Below are 25111 nucleotides of genomic sequence, written 5' to 3'. Positions count from 1 at the left end.
TGTGCACGAGAATGAGGGAAATTTCCCATGAGTTCGAATGTGTTCATGTCAGCCCGCGCTTTGAAATGCATAAATCGAACCGAGCTTGAGCAGGCGGGTCAGTTCGTCAAGCGCCGTCTGCGTTTCATCGATGAGTGCTGGATCGGCTAAATCATCTACAGCCAGCCGATCGCGATAATGGCGCTCGACCCAGGCCCCGAGTTTGTCGTGCAGGGCATCGTCGAACAGCACGCCCGGGTTCATGGCGGCGCGTTCGGCGGCCGTGAGCACCACGCGCAGGCGCAGGCAGGCCGGGCCGCCGCCGTTGTCCATGCTCTGTTTGACGTCGTAGGCGCGGTATTCGGCGATCGGGTTGGCCGGATCGGCCACGATCCGGCCCAGCTCGGCGGCGACCGCCGGGTTGCGCTCGCATTCCGCGGGCACGATCACGACCATCGAGCCGTCGGCACGGGTTAGCAGCTGGGAGTTGAACAGATAGGTCGCGACCGCGTCGGCGAGCGAGACAGCCTCGCTTGCCACGCGCACCGGAATCAGCCGAGCACCGCGCGCGCCCATCTTCTCGCGAAGTTCGGCCAGTACCGTGTCTTCATCGGCAAAAGCGGTCTCGTGGTAGAGCAGGACCGGCCCGTTGCCGACTGCAATCACATCGTTGTGGAATACGCCGGCATCGATCGCCGTCGCGCTCTGGCGGGCGAACACGCATTGTACGGCCTTAAGCCCGTGCTGGCGTGCCACGGCCTGGCTGGCTTCCAGCGTCTGGCGGGCAGTGAAGCGCTTCGATCCAGTCGGCTTGGCATGGCCGCGATCCAGTCCCTCGCGCCCGTAGACGAACAGATGCACACCGGGCGCATCGTAGGTCGAACACAGGCGGGTATGGTTGGCTGCGCCTTCATCGGAGAATGCGGGCGTGGCCGGCAGCGCCTGGTGGTGTACGAAGCAGGATTCGTCCGCGAAGATCGCGCCGAGCGCGGCGGCCGTGGTCGGGGCCTCGATCGCGCGATGAAAACTCGACTGTAGATTGGCGGCCGTGAAGTGTACGCGCCCGTCGGCCGCGTCCGGCGACGGGGTGATAGTGGCCGCATTGGCGGTCCACATCGCGGCTGCCGACGAGATCGCACGGACGATCGCCGGATCCGCGGCCCATGCCGCGGCCAGTTTCTGGCTCGGCGTGCCGGTGAAACCGAGCCGGTCGAGCATCTCGATCGCCGGGCGCGGTTGGGGTGGCAGCACGCCCTGGGCGAAACCAGCGTCGTGCAGCGCCTTCATCTTGGCCAGCCCTTGCAGGGCAGCCTCGCGCGGATTGGATACCAGGCCGCGATGGCTGGCCGAGGCGATATTGCCGTGCGCCAGGCCGCTGTAGTTGTGGGTCGGGCCGACCAGACCGTCGAAATTGATCTCGCGGGTGGCATCGGGCTCGAAATGGATCATGGCTGGATGCCCGTCAGGTTCACGCCGTGCGGCAGATTCTCCGGCAGCGCGACGGTCTCAGACTCCATCGACGCCATTGGCCAAGCGCAGTAGTCGGCCGCGTAGTAGGCGCTGGGGCGATGGTTGCCCGAGTCGCCGATGCCGCCAAAGGGAGCATCCGAGGCCGCGCCCGTGGTCTGGCGGTTCCAGTTGACGATGCCGGCGCGGATGCGCAGGCGGAAGTCCTCCCAGAGCGCGGCGTCGCCGCCGATCAGGCCGGCTGACAGGCCGTAGGCGGTGTTGTTCGCTTCTGCGACGGCATCGTCCCAGTTGGTCGTGCGACGGATCGTCAGTAGCGGGCCGAAGTGTTCCACATCGGCGGTTTCGATACCGGTGACATCGATCAGTCCGGGCGACAGCAGACTGGTGCCATCCTGCAGGATAGCGCTGCGAACGCGCACGGTCGCGCCGCGAGCTTCGAGTTCGTTCTGTGCGGCGACGATTGTTTCGGCGGCGGCGGGCGTGGCCAAGCCGCCGTAGAAGGGCGGGTTGCTTTCGTCCATCGGGTCGCCGACGTGTAGATCGCCGAGCGCGGTGACCAACGCGTCGATCAGCGCATCGCCGGCCGCGCCCTCGGGCACGAGCAGGCGGCGGGCGCAAGTACAGCGCTGGCCGCCGGAAATGAAGGCCGACTGGATGATGGTCAGCACGGCTGCGGGGATGTCGTAGCCGTCGTCAGCGACGACCAGCGGGTTGTTGCCGCCCAGCTCCAGCGCCAGGATTTTGTCGACCCGGCCGCCGAACTGCTTGTGCAGCGACTTGCCGGTGGCCGCCGAGCCGGTGAACAGCAGGCCGTCGATTCCGTCGCTGCCGGCCAGGGCCTGGCCGACCGTTTTTTCGCCCTGCACCAGATTGATCACGCCGGCCGGCAGGCCCGCGGCTTGCCAGCACTGTAGCGTCAGGTCGGCGGTGGCCGGCGTGAGTTCGCTGGGCTTGAACACCACCGTGTTGCCGGCCAGCAGGGCCGGCACGATATGGCCATTTGGCAGATGGCCGGGGAAGTTATAGGGCCCGAATACGGCCAGCACGCCATGCGGGCGATGGCGCAGCACGGCGCGTCCGCCGGGGATGTCCTTGGCGCGTTCGCCGGTGCGTTCGTGATAGGCGGTCTGGGAGATCGCGATCTTGCCGATCATTGCGCCGACTTCGGTACGGGCTTCCCACAGCGGCTTGCCGGTTTCGCGGGCGATCGAGACGGCCAGTTCTTCCTTGTGCGCCTCGAGCTGCTTGCCGAAAGCTTCGACGATCGCCGCGCGTTGCTCGAAGGGCCGGCGGGCCCAGTCCGGGAAGGCCGCACGCGCCGCGGCGATGGCGGTGTCGACTTGATCGGCGTCGGCGGCCTGGGCCTGCCAAAGCGTCTGACCGGCGATCGGATCGTGCTTTTCCATGGCCACGCCGTTACCGGCTTGCCAGGTGCCGTCGATGAAGAGTTGTTGTTTGGCTTGGAGTGGCATGGTGGCTCCGGTTGGGTCAGGCGGTCATTGGATTATGAATGCGCCCGGCGTGCAGTGGTTTGCAGCCGGTGAGGGCGTGGCTTGATCTCGCTATTTGCCAGGCAACGCTCCGATGCTTTCGCGTGATGGCGCCTGGCAATACTTGTGCGATGGATTTGGCTTGGGGTTTCGCACTGCTGTGCGAGTCACTTTCGTTTGCTTGTCCAAACGAAAGTAACCAAAGAAAAAGACACCCTATCTGCGCGTCGATGCTACGCATCGATGCCCTGTGCTGCTCGCCGAGCCGGGCGCAGCCGGAACTCGCTACGCTCAGACAGCCGGCTGCTTCATCCCGTCTCGACTCCGCTGCTCGGCGCTCCGCAAGGGAACCCAATACAGCGGGGGCCCGCCATACGTCGGTGTACCCGCTATGCGTGGAAGATGGGTTTGTATTACCTCCCGTCTGAGGCGACGGAGACGCGCAGCGGCGGCGGGTGTCCGGCGCACTGCGCCGGTGCGGCCAGCCTGTCTGAGCGTCGCCAAAGCGACGTGAGTTCTGGCCGCATCCCGTCGCCACGAGCATCGGAGTGGACCGGCAAAGCCGGCGCCGATGCGGGTGCCTTTTGTTTTGGCTACTTTTATTTGGGCAAGCAAATAAAAGTGGCTCGCGCATTAGCGCGAAACCCCAGAGCGATCGAAGGCTCAGTGGCCTGTTATAGGTTGCGTTGGCCGTGAGCGGAGCGCGCATATCAGCCGCTGCAATCAATCGTCCAGCACACGCAATCGCGCCCCATCGTCGACGCCCAGCCGCGCGGCCTCATCGGGATGCAGCACGATGCGATTCTCATCGGGCGCCCGCCCGACCCAGCCGGCGCGGAAATCCGCGCAGCGCCCGGTGGTAGCCGCGAGGGTGACGGGCGCCGACGGCGTTGGGGCCTGGCTATCGATCTTCACCTCGACTTCGTGCGAATGACGCACGGCGCGGACGTCGTCGAGATAAGCCTCGACCGTCGGCCCGGCATCGAAGATATCGATATAACCCTCGAAGCGCAGGCCTTGGGCGTTGAGCATGGCCAGCGCCGGCTTGGTCTGCTTGTGAACCGCGCCGATGCAGTCGCGGGCGGCTTGCGGCAGCATCGCGGTGCAGATGGGGTAGCGCGGCATCAGTTCGCCGATGAACGATTTCTGACCGAGGCCGGTGAGCCGGTCGGCGTCGCGGAAGTCGATCGGGAAGAAGTGCTGGCCCAGCGCCTGCCAGAACGGATTGACGTCGGCATCGTCGAATCGACCGCGCATCTCGGCGAGCACCCGCTCGGGGAAGCGCGCGCGATAGGCGGCCATGAACAGCCAGCGCACGCGCGACAACAAGGTGCCGTTGCGATGGCCCTGGGTGCGCCAGGCCGGGCGCAGATACAGCGAACAGACCTCGGCATCGCCGGTGTGGTCGGACGACAGAAACAGCGTATCGATCACCCGGTTGAGATCGAGCTGCTTGGAGGCCTGGGCGAGTCGGCCGACGCGATAGTTATAGAACGGGGCGTCCAGGCCAACGCGGGCCTCGATCGCGCAGCAACCGGCGATGCGCTCGGCCACCGGCGCATCGCCCAGGCTGTCGTCTTCGAGCACGAAGAAATACAGATCCGGGTCGGTCGCCAGGCTCGGGTCGTCGGCCGGTTTGTCGAAGGCCGCGCGGGTTTCGGCGATGTGCTGGGCCAGAAAATCGCGGTTGTCGGGCAGCGACGTAAAGCCGGCGCCGGTTTCGATGGCGATGGCATGCAGGGCATCGAGATCGCCGGTCTCGATCGGGCGAATCAGCATACGGCGGCCTCCGCGTCGAGTTCCGGCAGGGCAACGGCGAGTACGGCGCGTCCGGTATCCAGATTGAGCTGGTCCGCGCCGGCCGGGGCGAGGCGCAGCTGGCCGGTTGCGGTGAGTGCGTGTGGCGCCGCGATGCAGCGGAAGGCCGAGGTTTCCTGATTCGCGAGCAGGGCGCCGCCGTGCTCGGCGTTGTGAACGCGGTTGTCGACCAGTATCGGATGCCAGCGGTTATTGCGGACCGAATGCAGCCGTTCGAAGGGCGCCTCGAACAACAGGCCGCCGTCAAACAGATCGACATGCCGCGAGGGGGCAAAGCCTTCGTCGGTGAGGTCGGCCGCGGCACGGCGGTGGGCGATGTGGATCGAGCCGATCGCGGCGCGGCCGGTCTCGGTCAGCAGCGGCTCGTAGAGCGGAAACGGCGGCATGACTTCGGCGATGAAGCTCTTGGAGTGAATACCGGCGATTTCGTTGATCTCGCCGAAATCCCGGACGAAGAAATGCCGGCCGACCGATTCCCAGAACGGCGACAACCCGGCCTCGTCCAGATGGCCGGGCATGGCCACGGCCAGGTTGGCCATGAAACGTTCGGGATGCTGGGCCACGAACAGCAGGCGCGCCCGGCGCAGCAGGCGCTCGCCCGGGCCGCCACGATAGGCGGGGTCGAGCGAGAACGCGCACAGCAGAGACGATTCCGACAGCTCGTGCGACAGCGACAGGATCGAGACCTCGCGGCGCACATCGAGCTGCTGCGAGGCATGGATCAGCATCTCGCGGCGCCAGGTGTAGTAAGCCTCGCGCGCGCCGGCCCGAGCCCGAATACTGGCCGTGCCGACCACGCGCGGCGCCTCGCCGGCATGGTCTTCCAGCACGAAGGTATAGACCTCGCTGCCGGGCGACGCGATCGACTCGGATAGCGCATGGCGCGAGGCCTCGAGCCGCTCGCCGAGACGCTCGCGGTGGGCCGGAAAATTGGTCAGCGCGGGCACGGCGTTGGTGGCCAGCGCCATCAACGCCTCGAGATCATCCGGGTGGCCGGGGCGGACGATGAGCATGAGGGCTAGGACGTGAGGTCGAGCGTGCCGATGGCCGCGTCCAGCTTGGCCATGCCTTCGCGGATATCGTCCTCGGGAATGATCAGCGACGGCGCGAAGCGCAGCACGTTCGGCCCGGCCGCCAGCAGCATCAGACCCTGCTTGATGGCGGCGGCCAGCGTCGCGCGGCCCTGTTCGTGGTAACGCTCGTTGAATTCGGCGCCGATCAACAGGCCCTTGCCGCGGATGTCGGCGAAGCAATCGTACTTGGCATTGATCCGCTCGAGTTCCTCGCGAAAGATCTCGGCGCGTTGCGCGACGCCGGCCAGCACGTCCGGCCGGCCGATGGTCTCGACGGCTGCCAGCGCTACCGCACAGGCGAGCGGATTACCGCCGTAGGTGGAGCCGTGCGTGCCGACCACGAACACCTCGGCCACCTTGTCGGTGGTCAGCATGGCGCCGATCGGGAAGCCGCCGCCGAGCGCCTTGGCGCTGGTGAGGATGTCGGGCGTGACGCCATAACCCATATAGGCATACAGCTCGCCGGTGCGGCCGACGCCACACTGCACTTCGTCGAAGATCAGCAACGCATCGTATTCGTCGGCCAGCTGACGCAGCCCGGCCAGGAACGCCGGATCGCCCGGGGTGACCCCGCCTTCGCCCTGGACCGGCTCGACCATGATGGCGCAAGTGTTGGCATCAACCAGTTCGCGCGCCGATTCCAGGTTGTTGTATTCGCCGTGGACGATGCCGCCGGGCACCGGGCCGAAGCCCTGGGTGTATTTCTCCTGCCCGCCGACCGAGACGGTGAACCAGGTCCGGCCGTGGAAGGAACGCCGGAAGGACACGATCCGGTCCTTGTGTGCGCCGAACTTGTCGTGGGCATAACGGCGCGCCAGCTTCAGCGCGGCCTCGTTGGCCTCGCCGCCGGAATTGGAAAAGAAGACCTTGTCGGCAAAGGTCGACTCGACCAGGGTCCGGGCTAGGCGCAGAGCCGGCTCGTTGGTATAGACGTTTGACAGATGCCAGAGCTGTTGGCCCTGCGTGGTCAGCGCCTCGACCAGAGCCGGGTGGCAATGGCCGAGCGCATTGACCGCGATGCCGCCGGCGAAGTCGATGTATTCCTCGCCGTCCTGATCCCACAGGCGACTGCCTTCGCCGCGGACCGGCACGACGGCCTGCGGGTTGTAGTTGGGCAGCATGTAGTGGTTGAAGTCTTCGCGGGAGGGCGTCCAGTCCATGGCTTGATGTCCGGTGTTCGGGCCAGTTCGTAAGCGCCGTATTGTCGCGCTTTGCGTGCGTCGGGTCACGCTACCTGTCCAATCTCCGGCCGTTCCGGCAACTTAGCGCGGCTCGCGTCCGCCGAGCCAGCCCCTGTTCTGATGTCGGATAGAACCAGCATAAGACCAATTGGTATTTTACTGGTATTCTAGAGGCTCTATAGTGGCTCGCAAATCATTGCGGTATTCATGCCCATGGACCCTCGGCTCGCTCGTATCTCGCTCGACACCGGTATTGCGACCCCGCTGTATCACCAGTTGGCGCAACAGCTGGGCGGTGCCATCGAGACCGGGCATTGGCAGGCGGGCGAGGCCTTGCCGTCCGAGCGTGCGTTGGCCGAGACGCTGAGCATTTCGCGAATCACGGCCCGCAAGGCGCTGGAGCAGCTGGCGCAGCAAGGTCTGATCCGGCGTACGCATGGGTCGGGCACGTTCATCGCGCCTCGTTTCAACGAACCGCTGACCCGGCTGGCCAGTTTCACCGAACTGCTGGCCCAGCGTGGCTTCACGCCGAACTCGCGCTGGTTGTCGCGGCAAATCGAGTGGCCGACCAGCGAAGAGGCATTCCGTCTGGGCCTGCGTAGCGATATGCAGATCGCGCGGTTGAAACGCCTGCGCCTGGCCGACGACGTGGTCATGGCGGTCGAGGAAACCTGCCTGCCGGTATCGGTATTGCCGGCGCCGGAAACTATCGGGTCGTCGCTCTACCAGGCGCTTGAGGACCTCGGCCGGCCGATCATGCGGGCGCTGCAGCACATCTCGGCGGTCAACGCCGATGCCGAAACCGCGGCTCTGGTTTCCGTGCCCACGGGCCAGGCGCTACTCGAGGTCACCCGATTGGGCTATCTGGCCGACGGCTCGCCGGCCGAACTGAGCGTCAGTTACTGCCGCACGCACTACTACGACTTCATGGTCGAACTGCATCGGCGTCGCTAAGCGTGGTGGCCAGCAAGCCTGAATCGACTGGCGCGCTTGGCGGCTGGCGCAGCGCTGCCACCAAGCCGGCGTGCCGGATGACGGCACTTTGGATTGTGTACACGAACTGAAACGACGACGCGTCGTACTCGGAGGAGAGACATGACAGGAACAACACAAGACTCGTTTTCGCCGGCTCGCCTGCCGGCCATGGCCTGGCTGGCGATTGCCATCGCCGCGCTCGGCGGCATGCTTTACGGCTACGACATCGGCATCATCGCCGGAGCGCTCGTGTTCATGAAGAGCGCGTTGTCGCTCTCGGGTTCGGAAATGTCGCTGATCGTGGCGGCGGTGCTGGGCGGCGGGTCGCTGGCCACGCTCATCGGTGGGCCGATCGCCGATGCCATCGGGCGCAAGGCGACGCTGTTGATTTCCGGCGTCGTATTCGCCATTGGCGTGATCGTGACCGCCATGGCGGCCGGTTACGTCGGCGCGCTCGGTGGCCGCTTGATTCAGGGCATCGGCGTCGGGCTGGTCACCATCGTGGTGCCGCTGTATCTGGTCGAGGTCATGCCGCCGGCGATCCGCGGGCGCAGCGTGACGCTTTTCCAGCTGTTCCTGACTTTCGGCATTCTGGCGGGCTATCTGGTCGGCTATTTCTTCAACGGCACTGGCGACTGGCGGGCGATGTTCATCACCGCGCTGGTGCCGGCTGTGGCCTTCGTGCTGCTCGGGCTCGTACTGCCGAAATCGCCGCGCTGGCTGATCAAGAAAGGCCGCCCGGACGAAGCCCGCGCCGCGCTCGCCCGCACCCACAGCGCGGAGGAAACCGAATCCACCTTCAACGAGCTGGCCGCTCAGACCGACGATGACGGCGTGTCGGCCCGCTGGTCGCTTTTGCTCGCACCCGGCTATCGGCGTGCCTTCTTTCTGGCCCTGGGTATCGGCCTGCTCAACCAGCTCACCGGCATCAACACCTTGCTGCAGTTCAATACCGTCATCCTCGACCAGTCCGGCCTGTCCGGCGGCGCGACGGCGGTGCTCGGAAGTGTGACGGTGGGCCTGACCAACTTCGTGGTCACCATCATCGGCCTGGTGCTTATCGATCGCGTCGGCCGGCGGCCGCTGCTGGTGTTGGGTACCGCCGGGGCGACCGTGGCGCTCGCGTTCATGGCGCTGATTCATCTGTTCACCGTGCCGTCGCTGTTCCAGGGCTATGCCACGCTGGCCGGGCTGATCGGCTTCGTCATTTTCTTTGCCATCGGGCCGGGTATCGTGGTCTGGCTGGCGATTTCGGAAGTGCTGCCACTGGCGATCCGGGCCAAGGGCATGGCCGTGGCGCTGTTCGCCAACTCGCTGATGTCGGCGATTCTGGCGGCCGTGTTCATGGATATCGTGTCGGTGGCCGGTTATGCGGGGGCGTTCGGCTTGCTGGCGGTCGCGGTGTTCATCTACATGCTGGTCGCGATCTTCCCCTTGCCGGAGACCAAGGGCCGCAAACTGGAAGAGATCGAGACGCATTTTCTGGGAGAAGCGCATGGCTGATCGCGAGCCGCGCGTGTTCATCGGCGTCGACGGCGGCGCGAGCAAGACGCGCGTCGTCGCGCTCGACGCCGCCGGACAGCTGCTGGGCACGGCCAACGGCGCGGCCGCTACGCTCAATGGCCGGGCCGATACCAGCTGGGCGACGATCCTTGAAACGATCCGCGCCATCGAGACGCTGGCCGGGCTCGATCTGGCCGACGCCAGCGTGGTGGTCGGCATCGCCGGCACCGAGATCGCGCCGGCCTATCGCGCCTTCCTGGCAGCGGCGCCGGCCTGCGGCGCGCTCAAGGTGGTCTCGGATGCGCATATCGCCTGTGCCGGGGCCCACGACGGCGGCAATGGTGCGATCGTATCGGTCGGCACGGGCGTGGTCGGCTTCTGTCGCGACGGCGAGACAACCGCGCGCGCCGGCGGCTGGGGCTTCCCCCACGACGATCGCGGTTCCGGCGCCTGGCTCGGCATGGAGGCGGTCGGCCACGCGCTGGCGGCCGCCGACGGGCGCCGCATGCGGGACGCGCTGGCCGAGCGTCTGCTGGCCGATTTCAATAATGATCCCGGCGCGCTCGCCGGTTGGGCCTGTAGCGCGCACGCCGGAGATTTTGCCGGCTATGCCCGCGCGGTGGTCGAACTGGCTGGCCACGGCGAGGCCAGCGCGAATGCGTTGCTGGATACCGCGGGGCAGCATGTCTCGGCCGTCGCTCGTGCGCTCATCGGCGATCACGCCGATCTGGCGCTGGCGTTGACCGGCGGCCTCGCCGAGACCATTGCGCCGCGCCTCGATGCCGACCTACAGGCCCGATCCATACCGGCGGTCCACGACGGCGCTCACGGCGCGGCGTTGATGGCGCGCCAATCTTTTATGACTTCACCGGAGACCGGTTCATGAGCTCGACCACTCTCATGCGGCAGGAAATGCTCGAAACCCCCGAGCGCTTGGCCGACCAATGGACGGCCAACCGCGATGCCATTGCCGCCATCGCCGCCGACCTGACCGCCCGCCCGGACGCGCCCTGGTGGGTAACGGCCCGCGGCAGTTCATCGCATGCCGGGGCGTTCTTCGCCGCCGCCGCCGGGCTGGGTGCCGGGCGCGTGGTCGGCGAGATCACGCCCAGCCTGTTCACCGTCTATGGCCAGAAACCGCGGCTGGCCGGCGCGGTGGTGATGGCGATCTCACAGTCCGGCGCTGGCTCGGATATCAATGCGGTGGTGGAAGCCGCCAACGCGACCGGTGCCCTCACGCTCGGCCTGACCAATGACCCGGCATCGCAACTGGCGGCGACCGCGGCGCATACCATCGATCTGGCCATGGGGCCGGAAAAAGCCGTGGCCGCGACCAAAACTTATCTCGGCACGCTGGCGGCCGCGGCCCGGCTGGTCGCGACCGTGGCCAATGACCAGGAACTGGAAGCCGCGCTCGAGCGCTTGCCGGCCACGCTGGCCGATCGGCGCGACCACCAGCCCCCGCTGGAGGCGTCCGCGCTCGCGGCCTTCGATAAGCCGGGCTTCGTGCTCGGCCGCGGAGTCAGCCTCGGCATCGCGCGCGAGGTCGCCCTCAAGTTCAAGGAAGTCTGCGTCACGCCGGCCGAGTCCTTTTCGGCGGCCGAGTTCATCCATGGCCCGCTCACGCTGGTCGGGCCGGGCACGCCGGTGCTCATGATTTGTCTGGACGACGCCACGCGCCCCGGCCTGATCGACACGGCGCATCGGCTGGCGGAGCTTGAGGCCAACGTAACGCTGCTCGGCCCGGATCTCGACGACGTCGAGCCAGCCGCGCATCTGTCGGTGATCAGCCGGCCGGCGACCGGCAATGTGTTCACCGATGCCATCGCGATGGCCTTCGATTGCTACGGCGCGCTGGAAGCACGCGCGGTGGCGCTTGGTTACGATCCCGATCAGCCGCCCAACGTGCGCAAGGTCACGAGTACTTATTGATGCATACGTCGACCAACGACACGCCGCGCCGCTGGCAGCTGCGCGGCGCGCGGGTTCATGGCGGCGCAGCGGATGCGCGGGCGATCACCATCGCCGGCACGCGCATCGACGTTCCCGATGCGGATGCGCCGGCGATCGATTTGCCGGCCGATTGGCATGTGGTCCCCGGTTTCATCGATGCCCACATCCACGGTGCGCGCGGCGCCGACGTGATGGACGCCGATGCCGACGGGCTCGCCCGTATCGCGCGTTATCTGCCGGCCGAGGGAACGACGTCGTTTCTGGCCACCACGATGACCGGACCGGCGGCTGCGATCGAAGCCGCGCTGCGGGTAACGGCGGATTTCGAATCCGCGCCCGGGGCGGCCGAAATGCTCGGCGTGCATCTGGAAGGCCCGTTTGTGGATCGCGACAAGGCGGGCGCCCAGCCGGCCGAGCACATGATCGCGCCGGATATCGACCGGTTCGATCGCTGGCAGGCGGCCGCCGCTGGCGGCATTCGTGTGGTGACGCTGGCGCCGGAGCAGCCGGGCGGCGACGCGCTGGTCGCGCATCTGGTCCGACACGGCGTCCGGGCCTCGATCGGGCATTCCAGCTGCAGCGCCGCCCAGGCCGAAGCGGTGATCGCGGCCGGCGCGAATCGCGGTACGCATCTGTTCAATGCCATGAACGGCCTGCACCATCGCGAGCCGGGCGCGGCCTGCGCGCTGCTGACGAATCCGGCCGCGCGCAGTGAAATCATCGCCGACGGCCTGCATGTGACGCCGGCGATGGTGAAGCTGGCGTATGCCGCGGCCGGCCGCGATCGTCTGATGGCGATCACCGATGCCATGCGGGCCAAGGGCCTGGGCGACGGCGACTACGAACTGGGCGGCCAGCCGGTCACGGTGAAAAACGGCGAGGCGCGGCTGGCCGACGGCACCCTGGCCGGCAGCGTGCTGACCTTCGACGACGCCTTCCGCAACCTGCTGGATTTCACCGGCTGTGAACTGGCCGATGCCATCGCGATGACGAGCACCAACGCCGCGGCCGATCTCGGCGTGGCCGATCGCAAGGGCGCGCTGGCCAAAGGGTTCGACGCCGATCTGCTGGTGCTGGATGCCGAGCTTCGGGTTCGGCTGACAGTCTGCCGGGGCCGGGTCGCGCACGATCCGGAGCAGCGCGCCATCACTTGAGACGTTCGCGGCTCGTCATCGCAATCTTGGACGATCGGGCATGGATGCGATCGAATCGAGCGGCCATCGAACGCGTGTTAGCTGCATACTGAAACGATCGCTGTGTCATTTCCCGAATCGAGGTTTGCGATGCGTTACAACAAATTGGGCAACACCGGCCTGTTCGTCTCGGAGCTGTGCCTCGGCACCATGACCTTCGGCGGCCAGGGCGAGGTCTGGAGCCAGATCGGCGATCTGCAGCAGGCCGATGCCGAAAAGCTGGTTGGCCAGGCATTGGATGCCGGCATCAACTTCATCGATACCGCCGATGTGTATTCCGAAGGTCAGTCGGAGATCATCACCGGACAGGCGTTGAAGAATCTGGGCGTGGCGCGCGACGAGGTCGTGGTGGCCACCAAGGTGTTCGGGCCGACCCAGAGCAGTGGCCCGGCCGCGACCGGCGTGAATACGCGCGGTGCGTCGCGCTATCACATCATGGAAGGCGTGAAGGCCAGCCTGAAGCGGCTGCAGCTCGATCATCTCGATCTCTACCAGATCCACGGCTTCGATCCGGCCACGCCGATCGAGGAGACCGTGCGTGCGTTGCATAACCTGGTCGAGCAGGGGCATGTGCGCTATGTGGGCGTCTCCAACTGGGCCGCCTGGCAGATCGTCAAGGCGCTCGGCATTGCCGAACGCCATGGCTGGAACCGCTTCGAATCCCTGCAGGCGTATTACACCCTGGCCGGGCGCGATCTGGAGCGCGAACTCGCGCCGATGCTGGAAAGCGAAAACCTGGGGCTGATGGTCTGGAGCCCGCTCGCCGGCGGCCTGCTCAGCGGCAAGTACGATCGCGAAACCGAGGGCGAGGCCGGCAGCCGGCGTACGACCTTCGATTTCCCGCCGGTCGATCGCGAGCGCGGCTTCGACTGCATCGACGTGATGCGCCAGATCGCCGACACCAAGGGCGTCTCGGTGGCCCGTATTGCGCTGGCCTGGCTGTTGCACCAGCCGGTGGTGAGCAGCGTGATCATCGGCGCCAAGCGGCCCGATCAGCTCGCCGATAACATCGCGGCTACCGAAGTCCAGCTGTCCGACGACGAACTCGCGCGTCTGAATGAAGTCAGCGCACTGCCGGCCGAATATCCGGGCTGGATGCTGGAGCGCCAGGGCGGTTATCGCCGCGAGCAGTTGGCCGAATCCAAGCGAGGTTGACCCGTCTTGCGAGCCGGGCCTTACCTGCCATGGGCGGCCCGGCTAACGTTCGAGCAAACAACGGGCCAGGCCGCTCATGACCTTCGCTCCGGAACTCGCAACACTGGCTACCGTGCTGCTACTCGGGTGTATCAGCCCGGGGCCGGATTTCGTCGCCGTAACGTCACATGCGCTCACCGATCGAGGTTCGGGGCTGCGGATTGCCTGCGGGATCGCCACCGCGATCACGCTCTGGGCCGCGCTGAGCGTGGCCGGCCTGGCCTTCGTCCTGTCTCGTATTGCCGTGCTCTATGAACTGGTACGACTGGCGGGCGCCGCGTTTCTCATTTATCTCGGCATTCGCATGCTGGTGACGACCTGGCGACGCCGTCCCTCCACGGTGGCACCGATGCGCGCCGCGCCCAGGCCGGGCTCGTTCAAGCGCGGTTTCCTGATCGGCATCACCAATCCGAAATCGGCGGTGTTCTTCAGCAGCCTGTTTGCGACGATCCTGCCTGCGCATGCGCCGGACTGGGTCTACGGTGCCACGATCGCGCTGGCGGCCGGCACCGCTCTGGGCTGGTTTGTCGTGGTGGCGCTGGCGTTTTCGCTCGGCCGGGTGCAACGGGTCTATGCCCGGGCGCGGCGCGGCATCGATACGGTCATGGGCACGCTGCTGACGATGTTGGGGCTGCGACTCGCGCTGATTCGCTGAACGGCCCGCGAGGCGGTGTCACTTGTCGGGCGTATACCACCAGATCCGCAATCGCTTCTCGCCGAATTCCCGGGCCTTGTCGACATCACGGCCCATGTAGATATCGACCGTGTTGTGCACGTCGTCGGCGGTTTTGTCGCGGACCACGAAATCGTGATGATAGCCCGCGATGGCGATCTGGGTACCGTCGTGGAGACCGCGGGCCACCAGATCGGGTGAGACGGCCACGGTATGCGGGCCGAGGTGATTGTCCCAGGCGCCCGTATGCGGATGGTCGTCGGTTTCGCTTGGCACGTCGTTATAGGCCGTGACCGTGACCACGGTCGAATGATCGCCGGCCAGGGCCGGCGAGGCAGTGAACGCTCCGAGGAGGACCGCTGCCACGCCCAGCCAAGAGGAACGGCGCGAGGGTGGTGGCGACGCGGTCGGGCGGTAGAGCGTGCGTGAAGATCGAGGCATTGCGGTTATGTCCGCCGTGAGCCGGATTTTGAGAATACACCGGCGCGGGCCGACGCCGGCGAGTTGGCTCCGGGTATTCCCTTTCCTGTCTGGCTGTCATTGCGAATGGGCGGGGACGGCGTACGCGGCCATGCTGAGAGCCGTCTTCCGGTTCGGGGTTGTCGTGAGTAAGAACATCGCGATTTTCTGCGACGGCACCAACGACCAGTTCGGCTCGGTTACCACCAATGTGGTGCACCTGCTGCGTCTGAGCGAGCGGGACAGCGATCGGCAGCGCACCTTCTACGAGCCCGGTGTGGGGACGTTCGGCGCCAACCTGTTTTCCGTGAATATCGGTACGTTTCTCGGCAAGCTGCTCGGGGCTGCATTCGGCTACGGCCTGGCGCAGAACCTGACGCGAGCCTATCGCTACGTGGTCGAGACGCACGAGCCCGGCGATCGCGTCTTCATCTTCGGCTTCAGTCGTGGTGCCTTCACCGCGCGCTCGCTGGCGCGGCTGCTGGATGCCGGCGGCCTGCCGGAGCCCGGCGATTCGCGACAGCTCGAGCGTATTGTCGAGACCTATCTGGTCGACGGCGCGGATGCATTGTCGCGATATGACAACGCGCGCGTATGCCGGCCGCATTTCGTCGGCGTCTGGGATACCGTAGCCGCGCTCGGCGTTTTGCTGCGCTGGCATCGATTCGATGATCGCTGCCTGAGTCCGGGGGTCGCGCATGCGGCACAGGCCCTGGCGATCGACGAACAACGCGCAGCGTTTGAACCGACGTTATGGGCCGAACCCGAGGCCGACCAGTCGATACATCAGGTCTGGTTCGCGGGGGTGCACAGCGACATCGGCGGCGGCTATCGCGATCGCGGGCTGGCCGACATCACGCTCTACTGGATGCTGGGCCAGGCCCGGCGCTGTGGTCTGCATCTTGCACCCCACGCGGATCCAGACCGGCCGGGCGACGCGCTCGGCCGTCGGCATGATTCCTATGTCGGCTGCTGGCGATGGCTTGGCCGGCATCGGCGTCGCGTGCCGCCGAATGCGTCGATCCATGCGAGCGTTCGAACGCGGATGCAGGCGTGCCCGGCCTATGCGCCCGGTAATCTGCCCGGCCGGTAGGCGACTCGGAACGCGCCGTTTTCAGCCCTCGATTCGCTCTACGCGCTGCTGGAGCGCGAGTGCAGCCTGCGGGGCGCGTGGCTTGCCCTCGCGGATGAAGTAAACGAAGACGTCGCGCGGCGTGGTGTCGTGGCTGAACTCCCGGTCGACACAGGGTAGATCGTCGGGCAGGCCGCCCTGTGCCCACGTCGTGGCGCGTTGGCTCCAGGCATCGAGCGCGGCTGCGCTGTAGCCCGTCTCGATCGACGTATCGCCGCGTTGCAGCCGGGCATAGACGAAATCGGCGGTGGGGTCGGCGATCGCCGGATAATCGTCGCTGTCGGCATACACGATGGCAACGCCGGCCGCGCGACAGAGCCGAACCGCTTCGTCACAGACGAAGCTCGCGTGCCGTAGCTCCACCGCATGGCGCAGCGCGAGCCCGTCCTGGGCGGCGGGTAGCTGTTCCAGGAACGCCCCCCATTCATCGGGTTCAAAGGTCTTGCCGGCAGGCAGTTGCCACAGGATCGGGCCCAACCGGTCACCGAGTTCGGTAATACCCGATTCCAGAAACCGCGTCATGCCGTCGCCGGCCGCGGCCAGATCGCGCCGGCCGACGACATAACGTGGCGCCTTCAGCGAGAAGACGAAATCGGCCGGCGTCTCCGCGGCCCAGCGAGCAAATGTCGCCGGCTTCTGAGTGCGATAGAACGTGCCGTTGACTTCGATCGTTCGCAGCCGCCTCGCCGCATGGGCGAGCTCCTGCTTCTGCGGTAGATCGTTCGGATAGAACGTGCCGCGCCAGGGTTTGTAGGTCCAGCCGCCGATGCCGCAGCGAATGCGGCCGGGCTTATCGGGATCGTTGTTCGACATCGGGATCTCGGAGTGTGAAGCGCCCATGCAGCGCGAGCCCGCGGCGACGCGAGCATCAGGAGTCGCCTGGCAAAACCCGCGTGTCGGAACGCCTGGGATCGGTTCCAGTTGCCCCTCAAGACCGTGGGCGCGCTGCCGTTAACGGGATTGCTTTCCCCCATCCGTTGTTCGAGGTCCTTGATGCGGCAATCCCTCCGCGCTCGTATTCTGGCGATTTGTATTGCAATCATCGTGTTGTCACTGCTGGTGATTGGCGCGGCCACCTGGCGCGTGATGAGCGCGTACAACAATCAAAGCATCGCCGATAATCTGAAGTCCATCGCCATGGGCCATGTCATGGCAATTGCCGCCTGGAGCGATACCGAAAAACGATTGGTGTCCTCGATCGGGCAACGCGCGCTCGGGCCCGACGCGGCCTCGGCTATGGCCTTGATCCAAAAGGCCAGCCAGTTTTCGATGGTCTATGCCGGTTATCCCGACGAGCGGTTCGTTTCCGGCAGTAACTGGACGCCGCCGCCCGGCTTCAAGCCCACGCAGCGCATCTGGTACAAGCAGGCGGCCAAGGCCGGCCATACCGTAGCCACCGAGCCCTACATGGATGCCGCGACCCACAAGCTGGTGGTGCCGTTCGCTACGCCGGTGATGAACAATGGTCAACTGGCCGCCGTGGTGGCCGCGGATATGCCGCTCGACCGTGTGGTCGCGAACGTGAATGCGATCAAGCCGACCGCGCATAGTTACGCGTTTCTGGTCGATGGGAAAGGCACGGTGATTGCGCATCCCGACACCAAGCTGGCCCTGAAACCCGCGACTCAGATCGATTCGACGCTCACGCCGCAATGGATTCACCAGGCCGCAGCCGGCGGCCAAGTGCGCCGGGTCAGTCTCGACGGCGTGAAGGAACGCGTGCTGGCCGAGACCATTCCGAACACGGACTGGACGCTGGTGATCGCCATGAACCAGCGCGAGGCGCTGGCCGGGCTGTACAGCGCGGCGCAGACTATGTTGATCGCGTTGCTGATCACGGCGCTGATCGCCGCGGCGATTCTGTGGGCCTGTTTGACCCCGAGTTTCCGGCGGCTGGCCAATGTGCGCGATGCGCTCGACGATATCGCTTCGGGCGAGGGTGACTTGTCGCGCCGCCTCCCGGTGACCGGGCGCGATGAAATCGCCGGGATCGCCCGCGCGTTCAATGCCTTCGTCGAACGCATCAATGCTGTGTTGCTGCATGTGCGCAGCACGAGTGAATCGGTGCGCACGGCGTCCGACGAGATCAGTCAGGGCAGCCAGGATTTATCGCAACGTACCGAAGAAACTGCCGCCCAGCTGGAAGAGTCGGCAGCGTCCGTTGAGGAACTCTCCGGCGCGGTCGAGCATTCGGCGGCGTCGTCGCGCCAGGCCAGCGATGTCGCCAGCGAGGCCGCGGAAACGGCCCGACAGGGCGGTCAACGCATGCAGGCGGTGAGCCAGGCGATGCAGCGCATGCAGGATTCCAGCCGCAAGATCGAAGGCATTCTGGAGATGATCGACTCGATCGCGTTCCAGACCAATCTGCTGGCCCTGAATGCCTCGGTCGAAGCCGCGCGTGCCGGCGAGCACGGTCGCGGTTTTGCTGTCGTGGCCGAAGAAGTCCGGGGGCTGGCCAATCGCAGCACGGAGGCTGCCAGCGAGATCAAGACATTGATCGCCGATGCCGGACAGCAGACCGATGTCGGGGTCGGCGAAGTCGAAGCGGCGGACGAGGCCATGCAGGGCATTGTCCAGCGCATCGAACAGGTCAGCGGCATGCTGGTCGAACTGACCAGTGCCGCGGCCGAGCAGGCGACCGGCATCGGTCAGGTCAGCCAGTCGGTGTCACAGCTCGAAGGCATGACCCAGCAGAACGCGGCGCTGGTGGAACAATCGGCCGCGGCCAGCGAAGCGCTGCATCAACAGGCCCGCGAGCTCGCCGACAGCGTGGCGGCCTTCCGCTTGCGCGAGGCCGACGGCGAATCGGCCCAGCCGGACCGCGATACGGCATCGACGCGCACCGCCATGGGGGACTGGGCCGAGCCGGCCGTGACGGTCTCATAGTATCGGCCGTCAGGACGTCCGGGCCGGCGTACGACGCCGGCCCGGGGGCTTTGCCGTCATTCCAGCGGCCGCGCGGAGCGATTGCTATTGGAAGGCCTGGATTCCGGTCTGAGCGCGGCCGAGAATCAACGCATGGATGTCGTGCGTTCCTTCGTAGGTGTTCACGCTCTCCAGGTTAAGCAGGTGATGCATCACGCCGTATTCGATGAGAATGCCGTTGCCGCCGTGCATGTCGCGGGCGGCGCGGGCGATCTCCAGGGCCTTGCCGCAGTTGTTGCGCTTGATCAACGAGATCATCTCCGGCGCAGCCTCGCCTTGATCCAGCAGGCGGCCGACCTGGAGCGCGGCCTGTAGCCCGAGCGCGATCTCGGTCTGCATGTCGGCGAGTTTCTTCTGGATCAGCTGGTTCGCGGCCAGCGGGCGGCCGAACTGTTCGCGTTCGAGGACATACGTTCGGCTGCGATGCCAGCAGGCTTCGGCGGCGCCCATCGTGCCCCAGGCAATGCCGTAGCGGGCCTTGTTGAGACAGGCGAACGGGCCGGACAAGCCCTCGGCGCCGGGCAGCATCGCGTCGTCCGGCACGAACACCTCATGCATCGTGATTTCGCCGGTGATCGAGGCCCGCAGCGACAGCTTGCCGGCCATCTCGGTCACGGTGAAGCCGGCGGTCGGCAGGTCGACCAGAAAACCCTTGATCTTGTTGCCGTGCGCCTCGGACTTGGCCCAGATCAGCACCACGTCGGCGATCGGGCTGTTGCCGATCCATTTCTTGGCGCCGGTCAGCCGATACCCACCGTCGACCTTGACCGCTTGGCTCGTCATGCCGCCCGGGTTGGAGCCGGCCTCCGGTTCGGTCAGGCCAAAGCCGCCGACGAACTCGCCGCGTGCGAGCTTCGGCAGATAATATTGTTTCTGGGTCTCGCTGCCGAACGCCTCGATCGGGTGCATGACCAGCGACGACTGCACGCTCATGGCCGAGCGATAGCCCGAATCCACCCGTTCGACTTCGCGCGCGATCAGGCCATAGGCCACATGGCCGAGCCCGCCGCCGCCGTATTCAGAGGCGACCGTTGCGCCGAGCAGGCCGTGCTCGCCCATCTCGGTCATGATGTCGCGGTCGAAGTGGCCGCGCTCGAAGGCCGCGTAGACACGCGGCTGGAGCCGGCTCTGACAATACGCGCGGGCCCGATCGCGGACCTCGCCTTCGGCTTCGGTGAGCTGTGTCGCCAGGCCCAGCGGATCGTCCCATCGAAAATCGGTCATGCGGCGGCTCCTCATCGTCTTTTACAACGATAGAGCTAACACGTCATGCCACCCCGACCCAATGCCCGCTCGGCTGGCCGCGGGTCATGCCGTCATCTTCGCGCCGCTGCGCTGTCGGGCCGGCGATCTCGAAAAGGCCGCGCCGATCTCGGCGCAGCCTTGATTGACGATCACGCCGAGGGCGTCAGGCGCCGCCATCCTCGCCGGCCAGAATATCGTCGATGCCGATCGGGAAACGCCGAGGGCGTACACCGGTGGCGTGCCAGATTGCGTTGGCGATCGCACCGCCGGTGCCGGTGATGCCGATCTCGCCCACGCCTTTCACGCCGAGCGCGTTGATATGGCGGTCCTGCTCGGGCACGGAGATCGCCTCGATCGAGGGCACGTCGGCATTGACCGGGATATGGTATTCGGCCAGATCGGCATTCATCACGCGGCCGCTGCGGCGGTCGATCGTGGCCTGTTCATGCAGGGCGAACGATATGCCCCAGATCATGCCGCCGAAGAACTGGCTCTCGACCATGCGCGGATTGATCACCCGGCCGGCGGCGAAGGCGCCGACCAGACGGGTGACGCGGATCTGGCCGAGATCCGGATCCACTTTAACCTCGGCGAACACCGCGCCGTGCGCATGCATGGCGAACCGCTCCTGCGCGGTCTGGTCGGGCGAACCCGTGCCGCGGCCTTCGATTTCGGCCAGTCCGGCGCGGCCGAGAATATCGCGATAGCTGTCGCTGCGGGCCTCGCTGTCGCTTAGGACCAGGCGCCCGCCTCGGGCGACGATGTCGCGCCGTTCCGCGCCGAAGAGCAGGGAGGCTTGATCGTTGATTGCCAGCTCGGCCAGCTTGTCGATCGCGTCGCGACCGGCGTTGTGGATGGCGTTGCCAGCCGTGGCGGTATGCCCGGAGCCCCCGGCCACGCCGGCATCCGGCAGGTCCGATGAGCCGGCGCGGAATGTGGTGTGGCCGAGTTCTAGGCCGAGGCTGTCGGCGCCGATCTGCGCGAGCGCCGTCCAGGCGCCCTGGCCCATGTCGTGGGCGCCGGTCTCGACCAGGCCGCTGCCGTCGGCCCGGATTACGGCGCGCGCATGGCCCTGGAACATCACCACCGGGAAGGTGGCGGTGCCCACGCCCCAGCCGACGAGCAGGCCGTTGTCGTCACGCATCGAGCGCGGTGCCCGGCTGCGCTTTGCCCAGCCGAAGCGCTCGGCGGCCTGGGCGTAGCAATCGCGCAGGCGCTTGGACGAGAAGTGTTTGCCCGAGATCGGCTCGACCTCGGCATAGTTGGCCAGCCGGAAGGCGAGCGGGTCCATGTCGCACGCTGCGGCCGCTTCGTCGATCGCCGATTCCAGTGCCAGCGAGCCGGTGGCCTCGCCGGGGGCGCGCATGAACAGCGGCGTGCCGGTGTTCAGCCGGACAGCGTCATGCGCGGTATGGATCGCCGGGCTGGCATAGAGCGTATGCGACACGCCCGCGGCCGGCTCAAAGAAATCGTCGAACACGCTGGAGGCGGTGCGCACGTGATGCGACAGGCCGGTGAGGTGCGCCTCGTCGTCCAGGCCGAGGGCGAGCGTCTGGCGGGTCGGCGCGCGATGGCCCAGCGGGCCGAACATCTGCTCGCGCCGGACCACCAGCTTGACCGGCCGGCCGGTCATGCGCGCGGCCATGATGCCGAGCGCCTGCGGCGAGAGAATCATGCCCTTGCAGCCGAAGGCGCCGCCGAGAAACGGGCTGCGGATATGCACGTTTTCAGCGTCGATGCCGAACAGGCCGGCCACGCGGCCACGCGCGATCGCCATGGCCTGGCTGGGCGTGTCCAGCGTGAGCCGGTCGCCGTTCCAGGCCGCGACGATGGCGTGCGGCTCCATCGGGTTGTGGTACTGCGGTGCGGTTTCGTAGACGGCGTCGATGCGGCGCGTGGCGCGTGCCAGGCCGGCTTCGATATCGCCGACACCGGCTTCGGCCGGCTCGCCGGGGCCGACGCCATCCGGCACGAAGGCTTCGCCGGCATTCAGCCCGATCCGCGGTGTTTCGGCCTCGTACTGCGGCGCCAGCAGCGCCGCGCCTTCGGTGGCGGCTTCCAGCGTCTCGGCGATCACCACGGCGATCGGCTGGCCGGGATAACGCACGCGGTCGTTCTGCAGCAGGTCGAGCCGGAACATGAACGGATCGTCTCGCTCGTCCGGGTCCTTGGCGAGCTCGGGGCGATGATCCGGCGTCATCACGTCGACCACGCCCGGATGGGCCTTGGTGGCGTCGACGTCGAGATGCGTCACGCGGCCGGCGGCGATCGTCGATACCGCCATGACGGCGTGCAGCAGGTTCGCCGGGTGGTTGTCGGCGGCATAGGTGGCCGTGCCGGTGACCTTGAGCACGCCGTCGGTGCGGGTGATCGGTTCGCCGATGCTGGTCTGGGTCTGCCGTCGAGCGGGCGACTGGATGGACGTGATCTCAGACATGAGCAGGGCCTCCGGTGACGGGCGCGAACGGCGAGGCGGGCAGGGCCGGCATCGTCTCGGGCGTGCCGGCGGCGGCATGGGTGAGCACCCGGGCGACTACCCGGCGGCCGAGTTCTATCTTGAATGCGTTATCGCCGGACGGCCGGGCGTCGGCCAGCGCGATGGCGCCGGCTTCGGCGAACAGCTCGGGCGACGGCCGCCCGCCGACCAGCGCAGCCTCGGCGGCCTGGGCCCGCCAGGGCTTGGGCGCCACGCCGCCGAGTGCGATGCGAGCGGCCCGAATGGTGCCATCGTCGGCCAGATCCAGGCCGGCGGCGGCCGAAACCAGAGCAAAGGCATAGGAGGTGCGTTCGCGGACCTTGAGATAGCGGGCATGGCCGGCGAATGCCGCCGCCTCCGCCGGCAATCGCACGGCCACGATCAGCTCGCCGGGTTCCAGCACGCTCTCGCGGGCGGGGTTGTCGCCGGGCAGACGATGGAAATCGGTCAGCGGCACACAGCGCCAGTCGTTCGCGCTTTCGATCTCGACCGTGGCTCCGAAGGCAGCCAGTGCGACGCAGAAATCCGAGGGATGGGTGGCGATGCAGTGCTCGCTCCAGCCGAGGATCGCATGGCCACGGTTCTCGCCGCCGATGGCATCACAGCCGGCGCCGGGTTCGCGCTTGTTGCAGGCGCTGGCGGTGTCGTAGAAGTAGCGACAGCGCGTACGCTGTAGCAGATTGCCGCCCACGGTCGCCGCATTGCGCAGCTGCGGTGAGGCGCCGGATAACAGCGCTTCGGCCACGGCCGGGAAGGTCGCGGCGAAGCCGTCGTCGAACGCCAGATCCGCATTACGGACCATGGCGCCGATGCGCACGCTGCCGTCTGACATGGTCTCGATCTGGTCGAGATCGGGCAGGTGGGTGATGTCGATCAGGCGCGTCGGCCGCATGACGTCGGCCTTCATCAGGTCGAGCAGGTTGGTGCCGGCTGCGAGCAGCGCCGAGCCGGGCCGCACCACTTCGGCCGCGGCCTCGGCCACGGAGGCCGGACGGATGTATTCGAATCGATTCATGACGAGGTCTCCGGCTCGGACGCGGGCATGCGCGCGGTGGCATCCAGCACGGCCTGGGTGATGCCGACATAAGCACCGCAGCGACACAGGTTGCCGCTCATGTTTTCGCGTACGCGTTCGGGGTCGGTGCCGGCCCGGCCTTCGCGGATCAGGCCGATCGCGCTCATGATCTGTCCCGGCGTGCAGTAGCCGCACTGAAAGCCGTCGTGTTCGATGAAGGCGGCCTGCACCGGATGCAGATCGGCGCCGTCGGCCACGCCCTCGATGGTTTCGACCGTGGCGCCGTCAAGGCTCGCCGCAAGCGTGAGACAGGAATTGACGCGCCGACCGTCCACGAGGACGGTACAGGCGCCGCACTGGCCGCGATCGCAGCCTTTCTTGGTGCCGGTGAGTTGTAGCCGCTCGCGCAGCAAATCGAGCAGAGTGACGCGCGGGTCGTCGAGCTCGATGGCCCGGCGATGCCCGTTGATCGTCAGCGTCAGGGGCAGGCTCATGTATTGGCTCCGATCGGTGAGATTGAGGACAATGGCCTCCGGGGCGTTTTGCGGCCGCGTCGCGATTGGCAGCCTAAGCCCGTCGGGCTTGGCGCAGGATCGTACGAAACCTCAGCAACGCCCGGTAAAGCCGAATCCAGCCGGCAGAGGCAGTATGCACGGCTCCGGCGTGGATTGGTTGTGGGTTATTGGAATATACGGAGGACGTCCTCCGTTTTGCAACAGGCTCGATCAGGCATGCAATGAACAAGCCACCGGCGACAAACCAACGTCGAATGCGAGCGGATGCGCGGCGCAATCGTGAACGGCTGCTCGAAGCCGCGGCGACCGTGTTTGCCGAAGGCGGCGCCACGGCCAGCCGCGAAGCCGTGGCCCGGGAAGCCGGCGTCGGCATCGGTACCCTGTATCGACACTTCCCGACCCGCGAGGCGTTGTACGAAGCGGTCTACGAACGCGCGGTCCTGCAGCTCGTGGAGCTGGCCGACACACTCGCGCAACGCGATGCGCCGACTACGGCCCTACGCGAATGGTTGGCGGCGTTCGTATCGTTGGTGGCAACCAAGAAAGGCATGGCCGGTGCGTTAGCGCTCACCGCGGACCGGACCAAGGCGATCTCCTCGCATCTGACGGTCCGGCTGACCGAAGCCCTGGCACGCTTGCTCGATCGCGCGGCGACGGCCGGCCGGATTCGCAGCGATGTCGGCGCGGAAGAATTGCTGCATGCGGTGGTCGGCATGTGCCTGCTTCAGGATCAGCCCGGCTGGCAAGCCAGCGTACGTCGGCTCACCGATCTGTTGGTCGATGGCTTGTGCGTCGACGGGCAGGGCGCGCCCAAGGCGTAATGGAACACGTTCTAGATGGTA

Annotated in this window: 21 protein-coding genes; 10 read left to right on the top strand and 11 right to left on the bottom strand. The window is 66.7% G+C overall.

What is annotated here, in order from left to right; all coding sequences use genetic code 11:
- Window positions 1-48: 48 nt before the first annotated feature.
- The 5 genes from astB to C41B8_RS09735 form a co-directional block, all read right to left on the bottom strand.
- Complete coding sequence (gene astB / locus C41B8_RS09755) at window positions 49-1428, bottom strand: N-succinylarginine dihydrolase (protein ID WP_037337215.1); 1380 nt, start codon at window positions 1426-1428, stop codon at window positions 49-51.
- Window positions 1425-2921, bottom strand: a complete 1497-nt coding sequence (gene astD, locus C41B8_RS09750) for a succinylglutamate-semialdehyde dehydrogenase (RefSeq protein WP_037337211.1) — start codon at window positions 2919-2921, stop codon at window positions 1425-1427. The genes astB and astD overlap by 4 nt, the downstream gene beginning before the upstream one ends.
- Before the next feature lie 741 nt (window positions 2922-3662).
- The gene (locus C41B8_RS09745; protein WP_037337209.1) at window positions 3663-4718 is read right to left on the bottom strand and encodes an arginine N-succinyltransferase; all 1056 of its coding nucleotides are present in this window, start codon (window positions 4716-4718) and stop codon (window positions 3663-3665) included.
- Window positions 4712-5770, bottom strand: a complete 1059-nt coding sequence (locus tag C41B8_RS09740) for an arginine N-succinyltransferase (RefSeq protein ID WP_037337206.1) — start codon at window positions 5768-5770, stop codon at window positions 4712-4714. The genes C41B8_RS09745 and C41B8_RS09740 overlap by 7 nt, the downstream gene beginning before the upstream one ends.
- A gap of 5 nt (window positions 5771-5775) precedes the next feature.
- Complete coding sequence (locus tag C41B8_RS09735; protein ID WP_037337203.1) at window positions 5776-6990, bottom strand: acetylornithine/succinyldiaminopimelate transaminase; 1215 nt, start codon at window positions 6988-6990, stop codon at window positions 5776-5778.
- A 234-nt stretch (window positions 6991-7224) separates the two neighbouring features.
- Between C41B8_RS09735 and C41B8_RS09730 the strand changes: the two genes are divergently transcribed.
- The 7 genes from C41B8_RS09730 (at window position 7225) to C41B8_RS09700 (ending at window position 14484) form a co-directional block, all read left to right on the top strand.
- Window positions 7225-7965 (top strand): GntR family transcriptional regulator, encoded by a 741-nt coding sequence (locus C41B8_RS09730; protein WP_037337201.1) that lies wholly within the window; start codon window positions 7225-7227, stop codon window positions 7963-7965.
- A 141-nt stretch (window positions 7966-8106) separates the two neighbouring features.
- Entirely contained in the window at window positions 8107-9489 is a 1383-nt protein-coding gene (locus C41B8_RS09725; protein WP_084188783.1) for a sugar porter family MFS transporter, read from the top strand.
- Window positions 9482-10375: a glucosamine kinase nucleotide-binding domain-containing protein gene (locus C41B8_RS09720; protein ID WP_037337194.1), complete on the top strand. Its 894-nt coding sequence runs from the start codon at window positions 9482-9484 to the stop codon at window positions 10373-10375. Before C41B8_RS09725 ends, C41B8_RS09720 begins: the two co-directional genes overlap by 8 nt.
- Complete coding sequence (locus tag C41B8_RS09715) at window positions 10372-11421, top strand: SIS domain-containing protein (RefSeq protein WP_037337192.1); 1050 nt, start codon at window positions 10372-10374, stop codon at window positions 11419-11421. The genes C41B8_RS09720 and C41B8_RS09715 overlap by 4 nt, the downstream gene beginning before the upstream one ends.
- A complete protein-coding gene (gene nagA / locus C41B8_RS09710; protein ID WP_037337189.1) occupies window positions 11421-12596 on the top strand; it encodes an N-acetylglucosamine-6-phosphate deacetylase in 1176 nt (391 codons plus the stop codon). Before C41B8_RS09715 ends, nagA begins: the two co-directional genes overlap by 1 nt.
- A gap of 129 nt (window positions 12597-12725) precedes the next feature.
- Window positions 12726-13790, top strand: a complete 1065-nt coding sequence (locus tag C41B8_RS09705; protein WP_037337186.1) for an aldo/keto reductase — start codon at window positions 12726-12728, stop codon at window positions 13788-13790.
- 76 nt (window positions 13791-13866) lie between these two features.
- The gene (locus C41B8_RS09700) at window positions 13867-14484 is read left to right on the top strand and encodes a LysE family translocator (protein WP_037337184.1); all 618 of its coding nucleotides are present in this window, start codon (window positions 13867-13869) and stop codon (window positions 14482-14484) included.
- Window positions 14485-14502: 18 nt separating this feature from the next.
- On the opposite strand, the gene C41B8_RS09695 is transcribed toward C41B8_RS09700, so the two are convergent.
- Window positions 14503-14943: an RlpA-like double-psi beta-barrel domain-containing protein gene (locus C41B8_RS09695; RefSeq protein ID WP_156962495.1), complete on the bottom strand. Its 441-nt coding sequence runs from the start codon at window positions 14941-14943 to the stop codon at window positions 14503-14505.
- A 163-nt stretch (window positions 14944-15106) separates the two neighbouring features.
- On the opposite strand from C41B8_RS09695, the gene C41B8_RS09690 reads away from it, so the two are divergent.
- Window positions 15107-16054: a DUF2235 domain-containing protein gene (locus tag C41B8_RS09690; protein WP_198025138.1), complete on the top strand. Its 948-nt coding sequence runs from the start codon at window positions 15107-15109 to the stop codon at window positions 16052-16054.
- Between the two features lie 21 nt (window positions 16055-16075).
- Here the strand turns inward: C41B8_RS09690 and C41B8_RS09685 are convergent, their stop codons facing one another.
- Window positions 16076-16906 (bottom strand): DUF72 domain-containing protein, encoded by an 831-nt coding sequence (locus C41B8_RS09685; protein ID WP_037337182.1) that lies wholly within the window; start codon window positions 16904-16906, stop codon window positions 16076-16078.
- Window positions 16907-17086: 180 nt separating this feature from the next.
- Between C41B8_RS09685 and C41B8_RS09680 the strand changes: the two genes are divergently transcribed.
- Window positions 17087-18979 (top strand): methyl-accepting chemotaxis protein, encoded by a 1893-nt coding sequence (locus tag C41B8_RS09680; RefSeq protein ID WP_051883350.1) that lies wholly within the window; start codon window positions 17087-17089, stop codon window positions 18977-18979.
- Between the two features lie 84 nt (window positions 18980-19063).
- Here C41B8_RS09680 and C41B8_RS09675 read toward each other — a convergent pair whose 3' ends face one another.
- The 4 genes from C41B8_RS09675 to C41B8_RS09660 all read right to left on the bottom strand — a co-directional run bounded on the left by C41B8_RS09675 (window position 19064) and on the right by C41B8_RS09660 (window position 24248).
- Window positions 19064-20242 carry an acyl-CoA dehydrogenase gene (locus tag C41B8_RS09675; protein WP_037337179.1) on the bottom strand — a complete coding sequence of 393 codons (1179 nt, stop codon included), beginning with the start codon at window positions 20240-20242 and terminating at the stop codon, window positions 19064-19066.
- A 184-nt stretch (window positions 20243-20426) separates the two neighbouring features.
- Entirely contained in the window at window positions 20427-22700 is a 2274-nt protein-coding gene (locus tag C41B8_RS09670; protein WP_037337177.1) for a xanthine dehydrogenase family protein molybdopterin-binding subunit, read from the bottom strand.
- The gene (locus C41B8_RS09665) at window positions 22693-23754 is read right to left on the bottom strand and encodes an FAD binding domain-containing protein (RefSeq protein WP_037337174.1); all 1062 of its coding nucleotides are present in this window, start codon (window positions 23752-23754) and stop codon (window positions 22693-22695) included. The genes C41B8_RS09670 and C41B8_RS09665 overlap by 8 nt, the downstream gene beginning before the upstream one ends.
- Window positions 23751-24248 carry a (2Fe-2S)-binding protein gene (locus tag C41B8_RS09660; protein WP_037337172.1) on the bottom strand — a complete coding sequence of 166 codons (498 nt, stop codon included), beginning with the start codon at window positions 24246-24248 and terminating at the stop codon, window positions 23751-23753. Before C41B8_RS09660 ends, C41B8_RS09665 begins: the two co-directional genes overlap by 4 nt.
- Before the next feature lie 275 nt (window positions 24249-24523).
- Here C41B8_RS09660 and C41B8_RS09655 point away from each other — a divergent pair, with 275 nt between their 5' ends.
- Window positions 24524-25090, top strand: coding sequence for a TetR/AcrR family transcriptional regulator (locus tag C41B8_RS09655; RefSeq protein WP_232226037.1), 567 nt, complete (start codon window positions 24524-24526; stop codon window positions 25088-25090).
- The last annotated feature ends 21 nt before the right edge of the window (window positions 25091-25111 follow it).

Origin of the sequence: Salinisphaera hydrothermalis C41B8, assembly GCF_000732535.1 — a bacterium.
Lineage (GTDB): Bacteria > Pseudomonadota > Gammaproteobacteria > Nevskiales > Salinisphaeraceae > Salinisphaera > Salinisphaera hydrothermalis.
Note: the sequence above shows the minus strand (reverse complement) of the source record. Positions and strands in the feature narration are given on the sequence as shown.

What these genes read in the sequence shown, in the direction of transcription:
- astB (WP_037337215.1), bottom strand. Translation starts at nt 1,428, where the DNA reads ATGATCCATTTCGAGCCCGATGCCACCCGCGAGATCAATTTCGACGGT.
- C41B8_RS09715 (WP_037337192.1), top strand. Translation starts at nt 10,372, where the DNA reads ATGAGCTCGACCACTCTCATGCGGCAGGAAATGCTCGAAACCCCCGAG.
- C41B8_RS09745 (WP_037337209.1), bottom strand. Translation starts at nt 4,718, where the DNA reads ATGCTGATTCGCCCGATCGAGACCGGCGATCTCGATGCCCTGCATGCC.
- C41B8_RS09680 (WP_051883350.1), top strand. Translation starts at nt 17,087, where the DNA reads ATGCGGCAATCCCTCCGCGCTCGTATTCTGGCGATTTGTATTGCAATC.
- C41B8_RS09660 (WP_037337172.1), bottom strand. Translation starts at nt 24,248, where the DNA reads ATGAGCCTGCCCCTGACGCTGACGATCAACGGGCATCGCCGGGCCATC.
- C41B8_RS09665 (WP_037337174.1), bottom strand. Translation starts at nt 23,754, where the DNA reads ATGAATCGATTCGAATACATCCGTCCGGCCTCCGTGGCCGAGGCCGCG.
- C41B8_RS09705 (WP_037337186.1), top strand. Translation starts at nt 12,726, where the DNA reads ATGCGTTACAACAAATTGGGCAACACCGGCCTGTTCGTCTCGGAGCTG.
- C41B8_RS09695 (WP_156962495.1), bottom strand. Translation starts at nt 14,943, where the DNA reads ATGCCTCGATCTTCACGCACGCTCTACCGCCCGACCGCGTCGCCACCA.
- C41B8_RS09670 (WP_037337177.1), bottom strand. Translation starts at nt 22,700, where the DNA reads ATGTCTGAGATCACGTCCATCCAGTCGCCCGCTCGACGGCAGACCCAG.
- C41B8_RS09725 (WP_084188783.1), top strand. Translation starts at nt 8,107, where the DNA reads ATGACAGGAACAACACAAGACTCGTTTTCGCCGGCTCGCCTGCCGGCC.
- C41B8_RS09675 (WP_037337179.1), bottom strand. Translation starts at nt 20,242, where the DNA reads ATGACCGATTTTCGATGGGACGATCCGCTGGGCCTGGCGACACAGCTC.
- nagA (WP_037337189.1), top strand. Translation starts at nt 11,421, where the DNA reads ATGCATACGTCGACCAACGACACGCCGCGCCGCTGGCAGCTGCGCGGC.
- C41B8_RS09735 (WP_037337203.1), bottom strand. Translation starts at nt 6,990, where the DNA reads ATGGACTGGACGCCCTCCCGCGAAGACTTCAACCACTACATGCTGCCC.
- C41B8_RS09685 (WP_037337182.1), bottom strand. Translation starts at nt 16,906, where the DNA reads ATGTCGAACAACGATCCCGATAAGCCCGGCCGCATTCGCTGCGGCATC.
- C41B8_RS09730 (WP_037337201.1), top strand. Translation starts at nt 7,225, where the DNA reads ATGGACCCTCGGCTCGCTCGTATCTCGCTCGACACCGGTATTGCGACC.
- C41B8_RS09720 (WP_037337194.1), top strand. Translation starts at nt 9,482, where the DNA reads ATGGCTGATCGCGAGCCGCGCGTGTTCATCGGCGTCGACGGCGGCGCG.
- astD (WP_037337211.1), bottom strand. Translation starts at nt 2,921, where the DNA reads ATGCCACTCCAAGCCAAACAACAACTCTTCATCGACGGCACCTGGCAA.
- C41B8_RS09700 (WP_037337184.1), top strand. Translation starts at nt 13,867, where the DNA reads ATGACCTTCGCTCCGGAACTCGCAACACTGGCTACCGTGCTGCTACTC.
- C41B8_RS09740 (WP_037337206.1), bottom strand. Translation starts at nt 5,770, where the DNA reads ATGCTCATCGTCCGCCCCGGCCACCCGGATGATCTCGAGGCGTTGATG.
- C41B8_RS09655 (WP_232226037.1), top strand. Translation starts at nt 24,524, where the DNA reads ATGCGAGCGGATGCGCGGCGCAATCGTGAACGGCTGCTCGAAGCCGCG.